Below are 16,935 nucleotides of genomic sequence, written 5' to 3'. Positions count from 1 at the left end.
ACCGGCCGTCGTGCGAGGATCACGCCATGACGAACACCACGGCTCCGGTCCGGTTCCTGCGCGCCGCCGAGCGGCCGGCCACGGCGTGGCGCAACGGGGGCGGGGTGACCAGGGAGGTCGCCGGGGAGCCCGCGGCCGGCGGGCCGGACGACTTCCGGTGGCGGGTCAGTCTCGCCGACGTCGCCACCGCCGGGCCGTTCTCCGCGTTCCCCGGCGTCGACCGGGTGATCACCGTGGTCGAGGGCCCGGGCATGGCGCTGACCGTCGACGGCACCGAGCACCTCGTCGACGCGCCGTTCCGCCCGTTCGCCTTCTCCGGCGACGCGGCCACCAACTGCCGGCTGCTCGGCGGCCCGCTCGTCGACTTCAACGTGATGACCCGTCGCGGCCACGCCACCGCCGACCTCGTCCTCACCGAGCGGCCCGGCCCGATCGTCGTCCCGGCCGACGCCACCGTGCTGCTGGTCTGCCTCTCCGGCACCGCGACCCTCGACGGCGCCGCCCTCGCCCGCTACGACGCCGCCCTCCTCACCACCCCGGCCACCCACACCCTGCACCCCGAGGGCACCACCGCCGCCCTCACCTTCCGCAGTCCGACGCGGGGCTGACGGCCGCGGACGCCGGGTCGCTTGAACAGCTGCTCGATCCGGTGACCAGGTGCTTGATCCCGGGCACCACGAATTCCACCGGCGGCACCCGAGCCCCGGGCCCGGGTCAGGCCCCCGGCTCGTCCGGCAGCCGCAGGTCCCACCCGCCCAGCGCCCGCAGCTGCGCGGCCGTCACGTCGTCCGGCAGCGGCCGCGGCGGCTCGGTGCGGAACGGCGGCTGCCAGCCTTCCTCGGCCGTCCACCGGCGGACCGCCTTGGCCGGGGCGCCCGCGACCACCGTGTGGTCGGGCACCTCGCCGCGCACCACCGAGCCGGCCGCGACGACCACGTTGCGGCCCAGCCGGGCGCCGGGCAGGATCACCGCGCCGGTGCCGATCCAGCTGCCGGAGCCGATCTCGACCGGCTCGTTGCGCGGCCACTGCTTGCCGATCGGCAGGTCGGTGGCCCGGTACTCGTGCGCCTGGTCGGATATGTAGACGCCGGGGCCGGTCCACACGTCGTCGCCGAGCACGATCGACTGGTGGCCGACGATGTGGCTGTCCCGGCCGATCACGCAGCCGCCGCCGATCCGCACGATCGGATCGGGGCCGAGGTCCAGCCCGGGCAGGAAGCCCGCACTGATGGTCACCCGTTCGCCGATGATCGAGAACGGTCCGATGGTGATCCACTGCTCGTTGAAGACCGCGCCGAGCGGGAAGGTCAGCTTCGTCCCCGCGCCCAACTCGCCGAACCGGTACGGCCCGGGGTTCTCGCTGGACACCGCGCCCGCCCGCTGCACCCACTGCCAGCCCCGGTGGACGAGCCGGCCCGTGGCCCGCCGGCCGCCGGCCCGGGCGGCGCTGAACAGGGAACGCGTGATCGACATGCGCTCACGTTACCGGCCCGTAGGGCCCGCCCGGCGACAGGGCGGCCAAGGTCACACACCCCCGCCGAGACCGCCCCGGAGAGCCGTCGACCGGCCGCGGCACTCTGCCCGATATCTCGAAAACCTGTTCGGAAAACGGTGTCCGAAGACCGCCACTGCTGACAGACTCACAGCCATGGAGATCACCGCGCACCTCGACGCGCTTCGCCGCGAGGGCACCCTGCTCGCGGACGCCGCCGCCCGCACCGACCTCACCGCCCCCGTCCCGACCTGCCCGCGGTGGCAGCTGCGCGACCTCGTCCTGCACACCGGACAGGTCCACCGCTGGGCGACGACCACCGTCCGGGACCGGCTGCCCGCCCCGATGGACGCCGAGCGCCAGCGGGCCGTCTGGGGGCCGGAGCCGGACGACGCCGACCTGGTCGAGTGGTTCCGCACCGGCCACGCCGCACTGCTGGACGCGCTCACCGCCGCCCCGGCCGACCTGGACTGCTGGAGCTTCCTCCCGGAGTCCAGCCCGCTCGCGTTCTGGGCCCGCCGCCAGGCGCACGAGACGGCCGTGCACCGGATCGACGCCGACGCGGCAGCCGGAACCGAGGGCCCGCACACCGACCCCGAGTTCTCCCAGGACGGCATCGACGAGCTGCTGGTCGGCTTCCTCACCCTCGGCCGTTCCAAGGTCCGCAGCGAGCGGCCGCGGACGCTGCAGGTCAGCGCGAGCGACGGCCCCGGCCGCTGGCTGCTGACCATCGGTCCGCAGCCGCTCGCCGTCGAGCGGACCGAGCAGGCCGAGCGCCCGGCCGACCTGACGCTCACCGGCCCGGCCCGCGACCTCTACCTGCTGCTCTGGAACCGTCTGCCGGCCGGCACCGGGCGGGTGGTCGGCGCCGGGGACGAGACACTGCTCGACCTGTGGCGCGAGACCGCCACCATCGGCTGACGCCCCCGGCGCCCGGCGGGCCTGCGGGGCGCGTCAGCGCACCCAGCGCGCCGGGCGCTTCTCCAGGAACGAGCGCATGCCCTCCTGCGCCTCCTCCGAGCCGAACAGCCGCGCCGACAGCTCCACCAGCTCGTCGGCGTCCCGCTCGAAGGAGCGCACCACCTCGGCGTTGGCGAGCCGCTTGGACTGCGCGAGGCCCTGCGGCGAACCCAGCCGCAGGGCGTCCAGCAGGCCCTTGAGCGCGACCTCGGCCGCCTCCGGCGCGTCGACGGCCTGGGTGATCAGGCCGATCCGGGCGGCCTCGGCCGCGTCGAAGACCTCGCCGGTCAGGTAGTAGCGGGAGGCCGCGCGCGGGTCCAGCTTGGGGCGCAGCGGCAGCGAGATGACGGCCGGCGCGAGCCCGAGCCGGACCTCGGTGAACGCGAAGGTGGCGGCCGGTCCGGCGAGCGCGAGGTCGGCGGCGCCGAGCAGTCCGAGCCCGCCGGCCCGGGCGTGTCCATTGATCACGGCGATGACCGGCTTGGCGCAGTCGACGATGGCCCGCTGGAGGTCGACCAGCCCGCGCGGTCCGACCGTCGGGTCGGCGCCGGTCGCCTCCGAGAGGTCCGCCCCGGCGCAGAACACCTTGCCCGTGTGGGTCAGCACGACCGCGCGCACCTGCGGGTCGGCCGCCGCCGCAGCGAGGCCGGCGGTCAGCTCGGCCATCAGCCGGGTGGAGAGCGCGTTGCGGTTGTGCGGCGAGTCGAGCGTCAGGGTGGTGACGGCGTCCTCGGTGGTGACGCGGACGAGGGGCGCTTCGCTGGTCATCGGTGCGGTCCTGCTTTCCGGCTGAGGGTGGGTCGGAACGGACGGCCCGCCTCCGGTGAGCCACGGGCGCCCGGACGACTGTGACATGCCCGCCCTTCTCCGGACCAGCCCCTTCGGACGGCCGGGGCGGATCAGAGCCGCGAGGTGTCGAGGTCGAGGCCGAACGGCTCCGGCAGCCCGACCGGCGCCCCGAACGGGTGCGGCCCGTCCTCGACGGCGTAGCCGAGCCGGGTGGGTTCGCTGAACAGCGTGCAGGTGCGGGCCTGGCGGTCGACCAGGAGGTAGAGCGGCGCCCCGTACTGGCCGTAGCGGCGGCGCTTGACGGTCCGGTCGGTCTCCCCGTTCGACGGCGAGCCGACCTCCATCACCAGCAGCGTCCGGTCCGGGAGGAGCGCCCCCTCCGTCTTGGCGGCGAGGTCGGCCGGAACGACCGCGAGGTCGGGGACGTACCAGTTCTCCGATCCGGGCAGGTCGAGGTTGCCGGAGCCGGACACCAGCCCCAGCTCCTCCAGGCGGGGTGTCAGCTGCCGGCGGATGACCTCGGCGGCGCTCTCGTGCGCCCACGACGGCGACATCGGTGTGATGACTCCCTCGATGATCTCGGCGCGGTCGCCCGCGACGTGCTGGATCGCGTACTTCAGCGCCCGTTCGGGATCGCTCACCGTGCTGTAGTCGCCGGGAATGTGGGGGGCCGTGCTCACGAGTTGCTCTCCTCCTGGCCGGACGGTCTCGTCACCGCAGGTGCGGGGCCGGCATACCGACAGTAAACGCCTGGTGCGGTGCGTGGGGCGTCGACCACGATGGTCTTATGACCATGGAATCGCAGCGGAACGCCGCTCCTCTCACTCACATCGCCGAGCCGCCCGGGGTCGCTCCGGGGACGGGGTACACGCAGGTCGTCAGTGGGAGCGGGCGGCTGGTGACGGTGTCGGGGCAGGTGGCGTTCGACGAGGAGCGGCGGCTGGTCGGGGAGGGGGACCCGGGGGCGCAGGCGCGGCAGGTGTTCGAGAACCTGCGGCGGTGTCTGGCGGCGGCGGGGGCGGACTTCTCGCACGTCGTCAAGCTGACGTACTTCGTCACCGACATGGCGTACATGCCCGCCGTCCGGGAGGCGCGCAACGAGGCGCTGGGTGACCTGCCGCTGCCGGCCTCCTCCGCGGTGCAGGTCGCGGCGCTGTTCCTGCCGGAGGTGCTGATGGAGATCGAAGCCTTCGCGGTGGTCCCGGAGTAGCCTTCCGGGGTTCAGACCGTTGTGATCGCGCCCCGTCGTCCGGCCCACCGGACGGCGGGGCCCATCGCGAGGCCGGCGGCGGCGAGCAGGGCACCGAGGGCGGCCCAGCCGGCCAGGCCGTGGCCGATGACGGCGGTCGAGACGACGGCCGGTCCGATCATCAGGGCAGCCGCGTTGCCCGCGTTGAAGACGCCCTGATAGGCGCCGTGGGCGCGCTCGCCGGCCAGGTCGTAGCTGAGCGCCCAGGTGCCGGCCTGGCCGAGGACCTCGCCGACCGCCTGGAGCGCGACGCCGGTGAGCACCACCACGGCGGCGAGCGCGGCGGGCGCTCCGTGGGCGAGGGCGATCACCAGGCAGGCGGCGGCCAGGATCAGTCCGGCCCGGCCGCAGGCGCGCGCGGCGGCGGCCGGGTGCTCGGTGCCGCGGGTGGCGCGGACCTGGAACGCGACGACCAGCACGGTGTTGACGGCCAGGGTGGCGGCCACGGTGATCCGGGGCGCGTCGGTCTGCTGGACGATCCACAGCGGCACGCCGACCTCCAGCATCGCGAACTGCAGGCCGAGCACCGCGCTGAGCGCGGTCACCAGCAGGAACGGCCCGTCCCGCAGCGCCGGGTTGGGCTCCCGGGCCGGCCGCCGCTCCGGATCCCGCTCCGTCCGCGTCCCCCGCGCACCGTCCGCCCCCGCCCCCGCCCGGGCTGCTGATCCCGCGCCCGGTCCCGGCGCCGGGAGCCGGTGGAACATCGCGGCGACCACCAGGTAGGAGGCCGCGTCGGCCAGGATCACCGCCAGGTAGCCGGTGCGGGAGTCGATCTGGAGCGCGACGGCGCCGACGCCGGTGCCGAGTCCGAGCCCGACGTTGGTCACCACCCGCAGGTAGGCCCGGCCCGCGACCCGCTTGTCGGCGGGCAGCACCTCGGCGTAGAGCGCGTTGCGCACCGCGGCGGCGCCCCGGTCGGCGGCGGCGACCAGGCAGGCGATCGCCAGGAACGCCGGGTAGCCGCCGACCAGGGTGTAGCCGGCGGTGCCGAGACCGGTGAGCGCGACCAGCACCACCAGGATCGACCGGCTCCCCCAGTGGTCGGCGGCCCGCCCGGCGGGGACGCTCGCGACGACGCCGCAGAGCCCGGCTGCGGTGAGCGCGAGGCCGAGCTGCGCCGCGCTCAGGCCGAGGTAGCGGGTGAAGAAGAGCACCCCGACGGAGAGCGAGAGGCCGCTGCCGAGGGTGTTGAGCAGGGTGATCCGGGCGAGCCGGCGCACCGTCGGGTCGGGGTGCAGCAGTCGGGAGGTCCGGGTCGCGGGCGGCGCGGGGCTCGGTGCGGCGTTCGCCGCCGGTGGGGTGGTGGCCATGCCCACGATCCCACCCCGGAACCGCCGCCGGGGCGTACTGATTGAGGCTCTGCCTCAAATATCCGGAGGGGGCGGTGGGGGCTGCGTGCACCGGTTCAAGCTCGGTCTGGCGGATCTCGCCACCACCTGGTTCGCCTGCTCGCCGATCCAGGAGGCCGCGCTCAGTCTGCGGATGTGGACCCATCCGGGCTGCTACCCGCTGCAGTCCGCGGCCTTCGAGCGGCTGCGGCCCGCCTTCGAGCGGCTGGACTCCTCGCTGCTGCTCTCGGTGGTCGCCGCCAACCGCTGGATCCCGGACTTCCTGACGCCCCGCCCGGCCGTCCCGTGGCCGGACTTCCGCCCGCTGGGCGACGAGCTGTCCGGCCCCGGCCGCCACGGCGGGTGAGCCTCCCGGCCGCCACAGCAGGTGAGCCTCCCGGCCGCCACGGCAGGTGAGCCTCCCGGCCGCCACGGCGGGTGACGATCCCGGCCGCCGCCGGTTTCCCGCCAACTGACCAGTGGTACAGACCTGTTGACGCATTGGTCTGTACCTCCTACAGTGCCCATGCCCCCGTCTCCCCACGGCGCGGGCATCGAACGCTCCCCGCACCACGTACGGTTCTGCGCCACCCTGTCCAACCCCCACAGTCGCAGGGAGAACCATGTCCGTTCGAACCCGGGCGCGTCGAACGCGCCACCGAGTGCTCGCGCTGCTCTCCGTCCTGCTCCTCCCGCTGGCCGCGATCACCGCACTGGCCACCCCCGCCACCGCGGCCGGCAAGCTCACCGCCGCCTTCACCAGCGAGAACAACGGCTCCTGGTGGAAGGGCACCTACATCGTCAAGAACGACAACACCACCGCCGTCAACGGCTGGACCCTGGAGTTCGACCTCCCGGCCGGTGTGACCATCCAGAACAGCTACAACGGCACCGCGACGGTCAACGGCAGCCACGTCACCGCCGTCGCCGCGTTCTACAACGCCAACGTCCCCGCGGGGAAGACGACCGAGCCGTACAGCTTCTGGTTCGTCGCCAACGGCCCGGTCGGCACCCCGACCGGCTGCCGGATCAACGGCGACAAGTGCGACGGCAGTTCGGACGTCCTGCCGTCCGCCCCGGGCACCCCGACGGTGACCGACTCGACGGCCCACACGCTCGCGCTGAAGTGGCCGGCCGCGACCGGCGGCGACTTCCCGGTCGCCTCCTACGACGTGCTGAACGGCAGCACCGTGGTCGGCAGCAGCACCACCACCGACACGGTGGTCACCGGGCTGACCCCGGCGACCAGCTACACCCTGACCGTCCGCGCCAAGGACACCCGCGGCAACCTCGGTCCGGCGAGCGCGTCGGTCACCGCCTCCACCTTCGACCCGTCCACCGACCAGGTGCCGCCCACCGCGCCCACCAACCTCCGCACCACCGCCGTGGGTTCGAGCGACGTCACGCTGGCCTGGAACGCCGCCACCGACAACCTGAAGGTCGCCGCGTACGACGTCTACCAGGACGGCACCCTGGTGCGCACGGTGACCGGCTCCACCCTGACCGCCACCGTGAGCGGCCTCTCCCCGTCCACCTCCTACACCTTCACCGTCAAGGCCCGGGACGGCGCCGACAACGCCTCCCCCGCCTCCACCCCGCTGAAGGTCACCACCTCCGACCTGGTCGGCGCCGGCAAGTACGCCCGGGTCGGCTACTTCACCCAGTGGGGCATCTACGGACGCCAGTACTTCGTGAAGAACCTCGACACCTCGGGCAGCGCCGCCAAGCTCGACGTCATCAACTACGCCTTCGAGAACATCGACCCGGTCAACCTCACCTGCCTGGCGGGCGTCACCAAGGGCACCACGTCCAACCCGCAGGACCCCGACCAGGGCACCGGCGCGGGTGACGCCGACGCCGACTACGCCCGCCCGATGAGCGCCGCCCAGTCGGTCGACGGCGTGGCCGACGACGGCTGGGGCAAGCTGCGCGGCAACTTCAACCAGCTGAAGAAGCTCAAGGCCAAGTACCCGAACCTGAAGGTCGTCGCCTCGCTCGGCGGCTGGACCTTCTCCAAGTACTTCTCCGACGTGGCGGCCACCGACGCGTCCCGGCAGAAGTTCGTCAAGTCCTGCCTCGACATCTGGATCAAGGGCAACCTGCCGGCCTACAACGGCGCGGGCGGCGACGGCGTCGCGGCCGGCATCTTCGACGGCATCGACATCGACTGGGAGTGGCCCGGCTCCCCCGACGGCCACGCCGGCAACCACTACAGCGCCAACGACAAGGACAACCTGACCGCGCTGCTCGCCGAGTTCCGCAAGCAGCTGGACGCGCTCGGCGGCTCGCACAAGCTGCTGACCGCCTTCACCCCGGCCGACCCGGTCAAGATCAACCAGGGCTGGGACCTCTCGAAGATCTTCAACTACCTGGACATCGCCAACATCCAGGGCTACGACTTCCACGGCGCCGGCAGCGACAACTCGTGGGAGCCCAACCGCACCGGCCACCAGGGCAACCTCTACGTGGACGCCCAGGACCCGTACACCACCCACTTCAGCGTCGAGGGGGCCGTCAAGCCCTACCTGGACGCCGGGGTCAACCCGCGCAAGCTCACCATCGGCCTGGCCTTCTACGGCCGCGGCTGGCAGGGCGTCGCGGACGGCGGCGTCAAGGGCGAGTGGCAGAGCGCGACCGGCGCGGCCCCCGGCCAGTTCGCCGAGGAGGCCGGCACCCGCGGGTACAACAACCTGATCACCACCTTCCCCAGCCTCTCCGTCTACCACGACGAACAGTCGGTGGCCACCTACGGCTACACCGGCGCGGGCGGACAGTGGTGGACCTTCGACGACGCCTGGTCGATCGGCAAGAAGACGGCCTGGCTGAAGTCCAAGGGCCTGCTCGGCGCGATGATCTGGGACATGACCGGTGACACCCCGGGCGGCACCCTGATCAACGCCGTCGACGGCGGCCTCAAGTAGCACCTGCGCCGCGCGCACGCCGGGTCCGGCGGGGTACCAGCCCCGCCGGACCCGGCGTCACGTCGTGCGCCGCCGCCGGTTCAGCGCGAGGCCAGGGCGGCCAGCCGGCGGGCCGAGCGGTACTGCCGCAGCACCTGGGCGAAGGTCAGGTGCCCCTGGGTGGTGCGGGCGAACGCCCGCCACGCCGGGTCGACCAGGCAGACCGCCGCGTGGAACAGGTACGGCCGGCGCTCGAACGCGTTCAGCATCTGCTTGCCGGCCCGCATCTCCACCCCCAGGCCCGCCTTGATCGCGAAGGCGTAGTTCAGCGCCTCGCGCCGGACCTGCGCCGCCGTGCCCGCCTCGGCCACCTTGACCGCCCATTCTCCGGCCAGCCGGCCCGAGCGCAGCGCGTAGGAGATGCCCTCGCGGGTCCACGGCTCCAGCAGCCCGGCCGCGTCGCCGGCCACCAGGACCCGGCCGCGCGACAGCGGCGAGTCCTCGGCCCGGCAGCGGGTCAGGTGCCCGGACTCCACGCTCGGCGGGAACCCGGACAGGCCCAGCCGCCGGATGTAGTCGGCCAGGTACTGCTTGGTCCGCTCGCCGTCGCCGCGCGCCGAGATCACCCCGACGGTCAGGCTGCCGGACTCGGTCTTCGGGAACACCCAGCCGTAACTGCCGGGCAGCGGACCCCAGTCGAGGTGGATCCGGCCCGCCCAGTCGGCCGCGACGTCCGCCGGCACGGGGATCTCCGCCTCCAGACCGAGGTCGATCTGGTCGAAGGAGACGCCGACGTGCCGGCCGATCCGGCTCGCGCTGCCGTCCGCGCCGACCACCGCGCGCGCCTCGAAGGTGCGCCCGTCGGAGGCGGTGACCAGCGCCGTCCGGTGCTCGCCGCCGCGCTGCTCCACCCCGGTGACGGTCACTCCGGTGACCAGCACCGCCCCGGCCTGCTTGGCCGCCTGGACCAGGCGCAGGTCGAACTCGTCCCGGTTGACCAGACCGAACAACATCCGCCGGGAGCGCCTGGTCCGGGTGAACCGGCCGCTGTACGCGAAGGTGACGGCGTGCACCCGGTCCTGGAGCGGCAGCCTGAAGTCCGGCGGGAGGCTGTCCCGGGAGGGGCCGATGATGCCTCCGCCGCAGGTCTTGTACCGGGGGTGCTCGGCCTTGTCGAGCAACAGCACGCGCCGGCCCTGCACGGCCGCGGCGTGCGCGGCGGAGGAGCCTGCCGGCCCGGCGCCGACCACGACGACGTCCCAGACGCCGTCCAGCGGGCCCTGCCGGTCCGGCCCGCCGGCCTCGGCGTCGAGCGGGCTACGAGAATCGGGGCTTCCGGAGTCAGTCACGGGCAGCAATCCTATGCGGCCACCCCCGCCGCCGTCGGCCGCACCGCCCCGAACGGGCGACCGAATCGCCGGTCGGGCGCAGCCGGTCGGGCACGGTCGGCCGACCGCACCCGACCTCACCCGACCGCACCGGGCGGCACCGGGCGGCACTCCCCCGCGGGCCACCGCCGCGCGCCGCCTATGATCGGCATCACCCACCGTCAACGCCGTTCGCCCGCACCACCCCCTCGGACGGACCAGCCCTCCCCGGAGCACCCGATGCCGCAGCCGCAGCAGCCCCTGGCCGACGCCGTCCGGTCCCTCATGGACCGCGCCCGCGCCGACCTCGCCGACCTGGTCGCCTTCCCCTCGGTCGCCGACCCGCGCCAGTTCCCGGTCGAGGAGTGCGAGAAGGCCGCCCGCTGGGTCGCCGACGCCTTCGCCGCCGAGGGCCTGACGAACATCCGGCTGCTGGACACCCCCGACGGCACCCAGTCCGTCTACGGCGAGCTCCCCGGCCCGGCCGGAGCCCCGACCGTGCTGCTCTACTCGCACTACGACGTCCAGCCGCCGCTCGACGAGGACGCCTGGCTCAGCCCCGCCTTCGAGCTCACCGAGCGCGACGGCCGCTGGTACGGGCGCGGCGCCGCCGACTGCAAGGGCAACATCCTGATGCACCTGACGGCCCTTCGGGCGCTGCGCCAGGTGGACGGCGGCTACCCGGTCGGGCTGAAGGTCATCGTCGAGGGCTCGGAGGAGCAGGGCACCGGCGGTCTGGAGCGCTACGCCGAGGCCCACCCCGAGCTGCTCACCGCCGACGCCATCGTGATCGGCGACACCGGCAACTTCGCCCCCGGCCTGCCGACCGTCACCGCCTCGCTGCGCGGCATGACGGTGGTCGACGTCTCGGTCCGCACGCTGGCGGGCAACCTGCACTCCGGCGCCTTCGGCGGCGCCGCCCCGGACGCCCTGCAGGCGCTGGTCAAGGTGCTCGCCTCGCTGCACGACGAGAACGGCGACGTCGCGGTGGCCGGCCTGGCCGCCGACCAGTCCTGGAGCGGGGTGCAGTACCCCGACGAGCAGTTCCGCGCCGACGCCAAGGTGCTGGACGGCGTCGCGCTGACCGGTACCGGCACCGTCGCCGACCGGCTCTGGGCCCGCCCCTCGGTCACCGTGCTCGGCATCGACGCCCCGCCGGTGATCGGCGCGACCTCCTCCGTGCAGGCGTCCGCCAAGGCCTCGGTCAGCCTGCGGGTGCCGCCGGGCATGGACACCGCGGCCGCCCAGGAGGCGCTGGTCGCCCACCTGGAGAGCAGGGTGCCGTTCGGCGCGCAGATCACCGTGGAGCGGCAGGGCAACGGCGCGGCGTTCAGCGCCGACACCTCCGGACCGGCCTACGAGGCGATGGGCGAGGCGATGGCCGAGGCCTTCGGCACCCCGATGGTGGCCTCCGGCGAGGGCGGCTCGATCCCGCTCTGCAACACGCTGCGCACCCTCTACCCGCAGGCCGAGATCATCCTGATCGGCGTCGAGGAGCCGACCACCCAGATCCACGCGGTCAACGAGAGCGTCGACCCGCTGGAGCTGGAGCGGATGGCCCTCACCGAGGCGCTGTTCCTGCGCCGCTACGCCGAGCTGCGCTCCGTCTGACGCCCCGGCACCGGGCCGCGCCGTCCAGGACGGCGCGGCCCGCCCCGTAGCACCGCACGCCGGCACCAGCGCACCAACGCACCACCGCACGCCCGCGCGAACCGCTCCCCGCGCGCCCTACGGTCGCCCGCGCGCCGCCCGCGCACCCACTGTGCCTCGGCGCGCCCCCGCGACGCCCGCCGCACCCGTCACCGCCGCCCGGGCCAGTGCCCAGCCGGCCGCGCCCACCGCCAGCCCGGCCCCCGCCCCGAAGCACAGCTCCGCGAGCGGCCCGCGGCGCAGCGGCAGCAGCCGGTGCGCCGCCCCCGCCGCGGTGGCCGCCCCCAGCACCACCGCACCGGCCCGCCGGGCCCGCCGCGACGGCCGGTCGGCCGGGCGGACCGGCTCCACCGCCCGGGCCGCCCGCACCGCGTACCCCGCCACCGCGGCCAGCGCGGGCACCGAGCTGCCGTACTGCAGCACCTGGTACAGCGGCGGGCCGCCCGCCACCGGCCGCTCCAGCGCCGGCACCAGCCGGGACCCGAAACGCCCCGCATGGGTGAAACCGTCCCAGCCGACGTGGCTCGCCGCGCCGACCGCCGCCGAGAGCGCGAACCGTCCGAGGTCCGCGCCCGACGGCCGTCCCCGGCCGGCCCGGCGGGCCGTCAGCGCCTCGGCGGCGCCCGCCCACCGGTCCGGGAGCAGCGCGACCAGCGGCCCGCGCACCAGCCCGTGCCAGCCCGCCACCAGGGCGGCCGCGAGCGCCACGTCCAGCGTCGGCACCGCCCACCAGCGGTGGGTCGGCGCGCCGTGCCGGTACACCCCGGGCAGCAGCGACTCGGCGAAGAACGGCACGTCGGGCGCCAGCGAGCCGGCGACCAGCGCCGACGCGACCAGCGGCCCGCGCCGGCCCGCCGCGCGCAGCAGGGGCAGCACGGCGGCCGGGTGGCTCAGGGTGAACGGCATGTCCTCATCCTGCCGCCGCCCGGCCGGGCCCGTCTGCGGCGCCCGGCTCCGGCGCGCGGCGCGTTCGCGGGGCGCGCGCCGGAACGGGGCTCACCCCGGAGCCGGGCTCACGCCGCGTCGGCGGTGCGGGCCGACCCCAGGCCGGCCCGCTGTCCGGCCTCCAGGTAGCGCAGTTCCCCGCAGCGGCGGGCGTCCAGCGCCGCCGCCAGTCGCCGGTGGCGGCCCGGGGGCAGCAGACCGGCGGCCTCCTCCAGGCTGACGAACCGCCAGCCGCGCAGTTCCTCCTGCTGGAGCCGCAGCCCCTGCCGGGCGGTGGCGTCCAGCAGCCCGCCGTCGTAGACCAGGCGCAGCCCGCCCCGGCGCGGGCCGGTGCGCGGTTCCCAGTCGACGGCGAGCAGGCGCAGCGCCGCCGGGTCGAGGCGCAGGCCGAGTTCCTCGGCGGTCTCCCTGAGGGCGGCGTCGGTGGGTGCCTCGCCGCGTTCGACGACGCCGCCGGGGAACTCCCAGTCGGGTTTGTAGACGGGGTCGACGAGCAGCACCCGGTCCTGCTCGTCGAAGAACAGGACGGCGGCGGCCACGGTGTCCCCGGTGGGGTCGGGGGTCTGCGCGATCGGGCAGCGGGCCGAGCCGTCGTCGACCAGCCGGGCGAGCCGGACGGCGGTCTCGCGCGGGGTGAGGCCGGAGGTGTCGACGAGCCGGGCGTCGCGGCGCAGCCAGCGGCGGGCGGCGCGGTAGCGCGGCAGGTGTTCCAGGCACCAGCGGCGGACCTGCTCGCTGCGCTGCGGGTCGTCCGGGAATTCGTCGCGCTGGGCGATGCGCTCGCGCAGGATCGTTTCTTCAGGGTCCAGGACGAGGTGGTGCACGACGATGCCGTGCGAGGCGAGCGACCCGAAGATCTCGTCCCGGTAGTCCTCCCGCAGCAGTGTCATCGGGACCACCAGCGGCCCGGGGACCTCACCGAGCAGTGCCGCCGCCGTCTCGGGGACGAGCCGGCGCCAGGCGGGCAGGTCCTGGAAGTCCGACACCGCCGCCATCCGGTCGGCGGGCAGCATCGCGCGCAGCCCGAAGCCCACCAGCTCGGGATCGAACATCATGCTGCCCGGCAGCAGCTCCACCAGTTCGCGGCAGGAGCTGGTCTTGCCCGCCCCGAATGTGCCATTGACCCAGACAATCACGCACGCCCCCATGTTCTCGCCCTCCCCGGCGCCGTTCGCCCCGGGCGGCGCCCCCGTCGGTCGAGCCGGCGCCACCGGAGGTGGTACCCCCGCCACGCCGGTCCCCATACCTCCACGTCCGCCCCGCTCATGACGGTTTCCCGTTCCGCTTGACAGGGGCATGTGCCCAGGTCAGGGGTCTGCGACGATTCCCGTACGACCCCCGGCGCGCCGGCGTCCACCCCTCCGGGCACCGGGGTCCGGTCCCTTGGCGCGCGCCCCCGCCGCACCACGCGCGCCCCGTTGCGTGCGGGGTTCCCCCGTCCCACCGGTGTGCGGGCCTCGGCGGCCCGGGGCACCGGCGGGACGGCGCGGACCCGTCAGGGGCGGCCCATGTGGGTCGGGTAGTAGCCGCTGCTGATCCGCGAGACCCGGATCGAGGTGCCGGGCCGGGCGGCCTCCACGTACTGGTTGTCGCCCAGGTAGATCGCCACGTGGTGGATGCCCCGCGCGGTGCGGTCGTCCGACCAGAACAGCAGGTCGCCGCGGCGCAGCTGCCCGGCCGTCACCGGCGTGGTGGCCGCGTACTGGTCGTTGGCGATCCGCGGCAGGGAGATGCCGCCGCGCCGGAAGGACTGCTGGACCAGGCCCGAGCAGTCGTAGCCGTCCGGTCCGTTGCCGGCCGTCCGGAACGGCTTGCCCAGCTGCGCGAGCGCGAACTGCACAGCCGTCTCGACGTCACCGTCCGCCGCCGGGGCCCCGGCCGGGGGCGGGGACGCCGAGTCCTCCGAGGAGGAGGAGGCGGCGGACCCGCCGGTGCGTTCCAGGTAGACGTCGTAGTGCGAGGTCCAGCGCCACTGGCCCTGGCTGTTGCGGAACCAGTAGCGCGAGCCGTCCCACCCCTGGGTGATCCCTCCGGCGGAGCCGGCCGTCTTCGCCGTGGACGCCGCCGGCGCCGGGGCGGACCCGCCGGTGCGCGCCAGGTAGACGTCGTAGTGCGAGGTCCAGCGCCAGTGGCCCTGGCCGTCCTTGAACCAGTACCGCGAGCCGTCCCAGCCGGCGTGGGCGGGCGCCCGCTCGGCCGCCGCGGTTCCCGCGCCGGTGCCCAGGCCGATCACGCAGGTCCCGGCCGCGATCACGGCCACCGTGCCTATCCCCCGCCGGATCCGCGCCGCACGGGAAGGCCGGGCAGCCGCCGCCGGCCGGGGGGAGGAGGCGGTGTGCTGCCCGGTCGCGTCGTCGGCGGCACCCGGTGCGCCGGTGTTGACGGTCGTCATGCTGCTGTCTTCCTTCGCTGATCGCGCCGGGCGCCTCGATCGCGCCGAACGCTGGGAGCTGAACGCTGGACGCGGTGCGCGGGGCCTGGTCGGTCCCGGCCGCGCCGCTTGTCACGTTAGGCACGCGTCCGCTCACGGCGCGCAGTGGAGTGCGCCAAAGGAAGGCTCACGCAAGGTGAGCGACCGTCACCCGACCCGGCGCCGGGTGACCGCCCGTCACCCGTGTGCCGAGTCCGCCGTCAGCTGCTTCTTCAGCACCTTTCCCAGGGCGTTCCTGGGCAGTTCCGCCACCAGCACCACCCGGCGGGGCCGCTTGTGCACCGAGAGCCGCTCCGCCACGAAGGCCGTCAGCTGCTCACCCGTCACGGGGCCATCCGCCACCACGTACGCGACGATCGCCTGGCCGAGGTCCTCGTCCGGCGCGCCGACGACGGCGGCGTCGGCCACCGCCGGGTGGTCGCGCAGCGCCGCCTCGACCTCGCCGGCGCCGATCCGGTACCCGCCGCTCTTGATCAGGTCGACCGAGGCGCGCCCGACGATCCGGTGGAAGCCGTCCGGGCCGATCACCGCGACGTCCCCGGTGCGGAACCAGCCGTCGGCGGTCCAGGCCTCGGCGTCGGCGTCCGACCGGTTGAGGTAGCCGCGGAACAGGGTGGGCCCGGCCACCTGGAGCTCGCCGACGCTCTCGCCGTCGTACGGGACGGGCGAGCCGTCCTCGCCGACCAGCCGGGTGCGCACCCCGGCCAGCGGCAGGCCGACGCTGCCGGGGCGGCGCTCACCGTCGGCCCGGGTGGAGACGGTGATCAGCGACTCCGTCATGCCGTAGCGCTCGATCGGGGCGTGGCCGGTCAGCGCGGCGAGCCGCTCGAACACCGGGACGGGCAGCGGGGCGCTGCCGGAGACCAGCAGCCGGGCGGAGGCGAGCCGGGCGGCCGCCTGCGGGTCCCCCGCCACCCGGGACCAGACGGTCGGCACGCCGAAATAGAGGCTGCCGCCCGCCGCCGCGTACCCGGCGGAGGTGGGCCGTCCGGTGTGCACCAGCCGGCTGCCGGTGCGCAGCGCGCCGAGCACGCCGAGCACCAGTCCGTGCACGTGGAACAGCGGCAGGCCGTGCACCAGGGTGTCCTCGGCGGTCCACTGCCAGGCGTCGGCGAGCGCGTCGAGGTCGGCGGCGACGGCGGCGCGGCCGATCATCGCCCCCTTGGGCGCGCCGGTGGTACCGGAGGTGTAGAGCACGAAGGCGGTCGCCGACGGGTCCGGCTCGGGGTGCGTGGTGGCGGAGCGCTCGCTCAGGTCGACCGGGAGGCCGGGGATCCCGGCGTCCTGCGGCGGGCCGTCGGCGGCGGCGTGGGCGAGCAGGGCGGCGCCGGAGTCGCGCAGGATGTGCGCGCGTTCCTTGGGCCCGGAGTCGGGCGGCAGCGGCACCACCGGCACGCCGGCGAGCAGCCCGCCGACGACGGCGGCGACGGTCTCGGCGGTGGGGCGGGCGAGCACCGCCAGGGCGGGGGCTCCGGCCACCCGGTCGGCGACGGCGGTGGCCGCGCCGAGCAGCCGCTCGCGGGAGAGCCCGGGGCCGTCGGAGATCCGCAGGGCGTCGGCCGAGTCGCCGGATCCGCCCTGAAGCGCCGTCAAGAGTGTCATGCGTCTGCCCTCGCCCCTGTCCAGGATGTCCACGGTGGTCCGCGGCGCGCCGCGGGGTCGCCGCGCGCCGCCGACCGACTCTACGGGCCCACGGCGGCCGGCCCGGCGTCCGGGGGAAGGACGGCGGGGGGGGGGGCGCCGCACCGGCCCGCGGCCCCCCGCCCCGCCCGGAGCCACCACCAACCCAGGGAGGGGGACACAAAAGCCGCGGGGGTGGAGGGG

The 16,935-nt window shown here is 75.1% G+C and carries 15 protein-coding genes; 6 read left to right on the top strand and 9 right to left on the bottom strand.

Annotated features, from left to right (window positions below):
- The first annotated feature begins 26 nt into the window (after positions 1-26).
- Positions 27-608 (top strand): HutD family protein, encoded by a 582-nt coding sequence (locus ACFVUH_RS34040; RefSeq protein WP_387917356.1) that lies wholly within the window; start codon positions 27-29, stop codon positions 606-608.
- A gap of 106 nt (positions 609-714) precedes the next feature.
- Here the strand turns inward: ACFVUH_RS34040 and ACFVUH_RS34035 are convergent, their stop codons facing one another.
- Positions 715-1,473, bottom strand: coding sequence for a DapH/DapD/GlmU-related protein (locus tag ACFVUH_RS34035; RefSeq protein WP_355369846.1), 759 nt, complete (start codon positions 1,471-1,473; stop codon positions 715-717).
- A gap of 175 nt (positions 1,474-1,648) precedes the next feature.
- On the opposite strand from ACFVUH_RS34035, the gene ACFVUH_RS34030 reads away from it, so the two are divergent.
- On the top strand, positions 1,649-2,413 hold the full coding sequence (locus tag ACFVUH_RS34030; RefSeq protein WP_387917354.1) for a maleylpyruvate isomerase family mycothiol-dependent enzyme: 765 nt from the start codon (positions 1,649-1,651) through the stop codon (positions 2,411-2,413).
- Between the two features lie 33 nt (positions 2,414-2,446).
- Here ACFVUH_RS34030 and ACFVUH_RS34025 read toward each other — a convergent pair whose 3' ends face one another.
- Positions 2,447-3,220 carry an enoyl-CoA hydratase family protein gene (locus ACFVUH_RS34025; RefSeq protein ID WP_355369850.1) on the bottom strand — a complete coding sequence of 258 codons (774 nt, stop codon included), beginning with the start codon at positions 3,218-3,220 and terminating at the stop codon, positions 2,447-2,449.
- A 131-nt stretch (positions 3,221-3,351) separates the two neighbouring features.
- A complete protein-coding gene (locus ACFVUH_RS34020) occupies positions 3,352-3,921 on the bottom strand; it encodes a Uma2 family endonuclease (protein WP_387917353.1) in 570 nt (189 codons plus the stop codon).
- 107 nt (positions 3,922-4,028) lie between these two features.
- Between ACFVUH_RS34020 and ACFVUH_RS34015 the strand changes: the two genes are divergently transcribed.
- Positions 4,029-4,451 carry a RidA family protein gene (locus ACFVUH_RS34015; RefSeq protein WP_387917352.1) on the top strand — a complete coding sequence of 141 codons (423 nt, stop codon included), beginning with the start codon at positions 4,029-4,031 and terminating at the stop codon, positions 4,449-4,451.
- 11 nt (positions 4,452-4,462) lie between these two features.
- On the opposite strand, the gene ACFVUH_RS34010 is transcribed toward ACFVUH_RS34015, so the two are convergent.
- Positions 4,463-5,800, bottom strand: coding sequence for an MFS transporter (locus tag ACFVUH_RS34010; RefSeq protein ID WP_387917350.1), 1,338 nt, complete (start codon positions 5,798-5,800; stop codon positions 4,463-4,465).
- Between the two features lie 85 nt (positions 5,801-5,885).
- Here ACFVUH_RS34010 and ACFVUH_RS34005 point away from each other — a divergent pair, with 85 nt between their 5' ends.
- A complete protein-coding gene (locus ACFVUH_RS34005) occupies positions 5,886-6,185 on the top strand; it encodes a hypothetical protein (protein WP_387917348.1) in 300 nt (99 codons plus the stop codon).
- Positions 6,186-6,441: 256 nt separating this feature from the next.
- The gene (locus ACFVUH_RS34000) at positions 6,442-8,739 is read left to right on the top strand and encodes a glycosyl hydrolase family 18 protein (RefSeq protein ID WP_387917347.1); all 2,298 of its coding nucleotides are present in this window, start codon (positions 6,442-6,444) and stop codon (positions 8,737-8,739) included.
- An 80-nt stretch (positions 8,740-8,819) separates the two neighbouring features.
- Here the strand turns inward: ACFVUH_RS34000 and ACFVUH_RS33995 are convergent, their stop codons facing one another.
- Positions 8,820-10,067, bottom strand: a complete 1,248-nt coding sequence (locus ACFVUH_RS33995) for a geranylgeranyl reductase family protein (protein ID WP_387917345.1) — start codon at positions 10,065-10,067, stop codon at positions 8,820-8,822.
- A gap of 258 nt (positions 10,068-10,325) precedes the next feature.
- Here ACFVUH_RS33995 and ACFVUH_RS33990 point away from each other — a divergent pair, with 258 nt between their 5' ends.
- A complete protein-coding gene (locus tag ACFVUH_RS33990; protein WP_387917344.1) occupies positions 10,326-11,696 on the top strand; it encodes a dipeptidase in 1,371 nt (456 codons plus the stop codon).
- Positions 11,697-11,813: 117 nt separating this feature from the next.
- Here the strand turns inward: ACFVUH_RS33990 and ACFVUH_RS33985 are convergent, their stop codons facing one another.
- From ACFVUH_RS33985 to ACFVUH_RS33970, 4 genes are all read right to left on the bottom strand, one after another.
- Complete coding sequence (locus ACFVUH_RS33985; RefSeq protein WP_387917342.1) at positions 11,814-12,641, bottom strand: DUF4184 family protein; 828 nt, start codon at positions 12,639-12,641, stop codon at positions 11,814-11,816.
- A gap of 107 nt (positions 12,642-12,748) precedes the next feature.
- Positions 12,749-13,816 (bottom strand): NUDIX domain-containing protein, encoded by a 1,068-nt coding sequence (locus ACFVUH_RS33980; RefSeq protein WP_387917340.1) that lies wholly within the window; start codon positions 13,814-13,816, stop codon positions 12,749-12,751.
- A gap of 359 nt (positions 13,817-14,175) precedes the next feature.
- Positions 14,176-15,072: a C40 family peptidase gene (locus ACFVUH_RS33975; RefSeq protein WP_387917338.1), complete on the bottom strand. Its 897-nt coding sequence runs from the start codon at positions 15,070-15,072 to the stop codon at positions 14,176-14,178.
- Positions 15,073-15,288: 216 nt separating this feature from the next.
- On the bottom strand, positions 15,289-16,713 hold the full coding sequence (locus tag ACFVUH_RS33970; RefSeq protein ID WP_387917336.1) for an acyl-CoA synthetase: 1,425 nt from the start codon (positions 16,711-16,713) through the stop codon (positions 15,289-15,291).
- Positions 16,714-16,935: the final 222 nt, after the last annotated feature.

It is taken from the genome of Kitasatospora sp. NPDC058032, from assembly GCF_042885845.1.
Lineage (GTDB): Bacteria > Actinomycetota > Actinomycetes > Streptomycetales > Streptomycetaceae > Kitasatospora.
The sequence above is the reverse complement of the archived record's forward strand: the minus strand, read 5'-3'. Positions and strand labels throughout refer to the sequence as shown.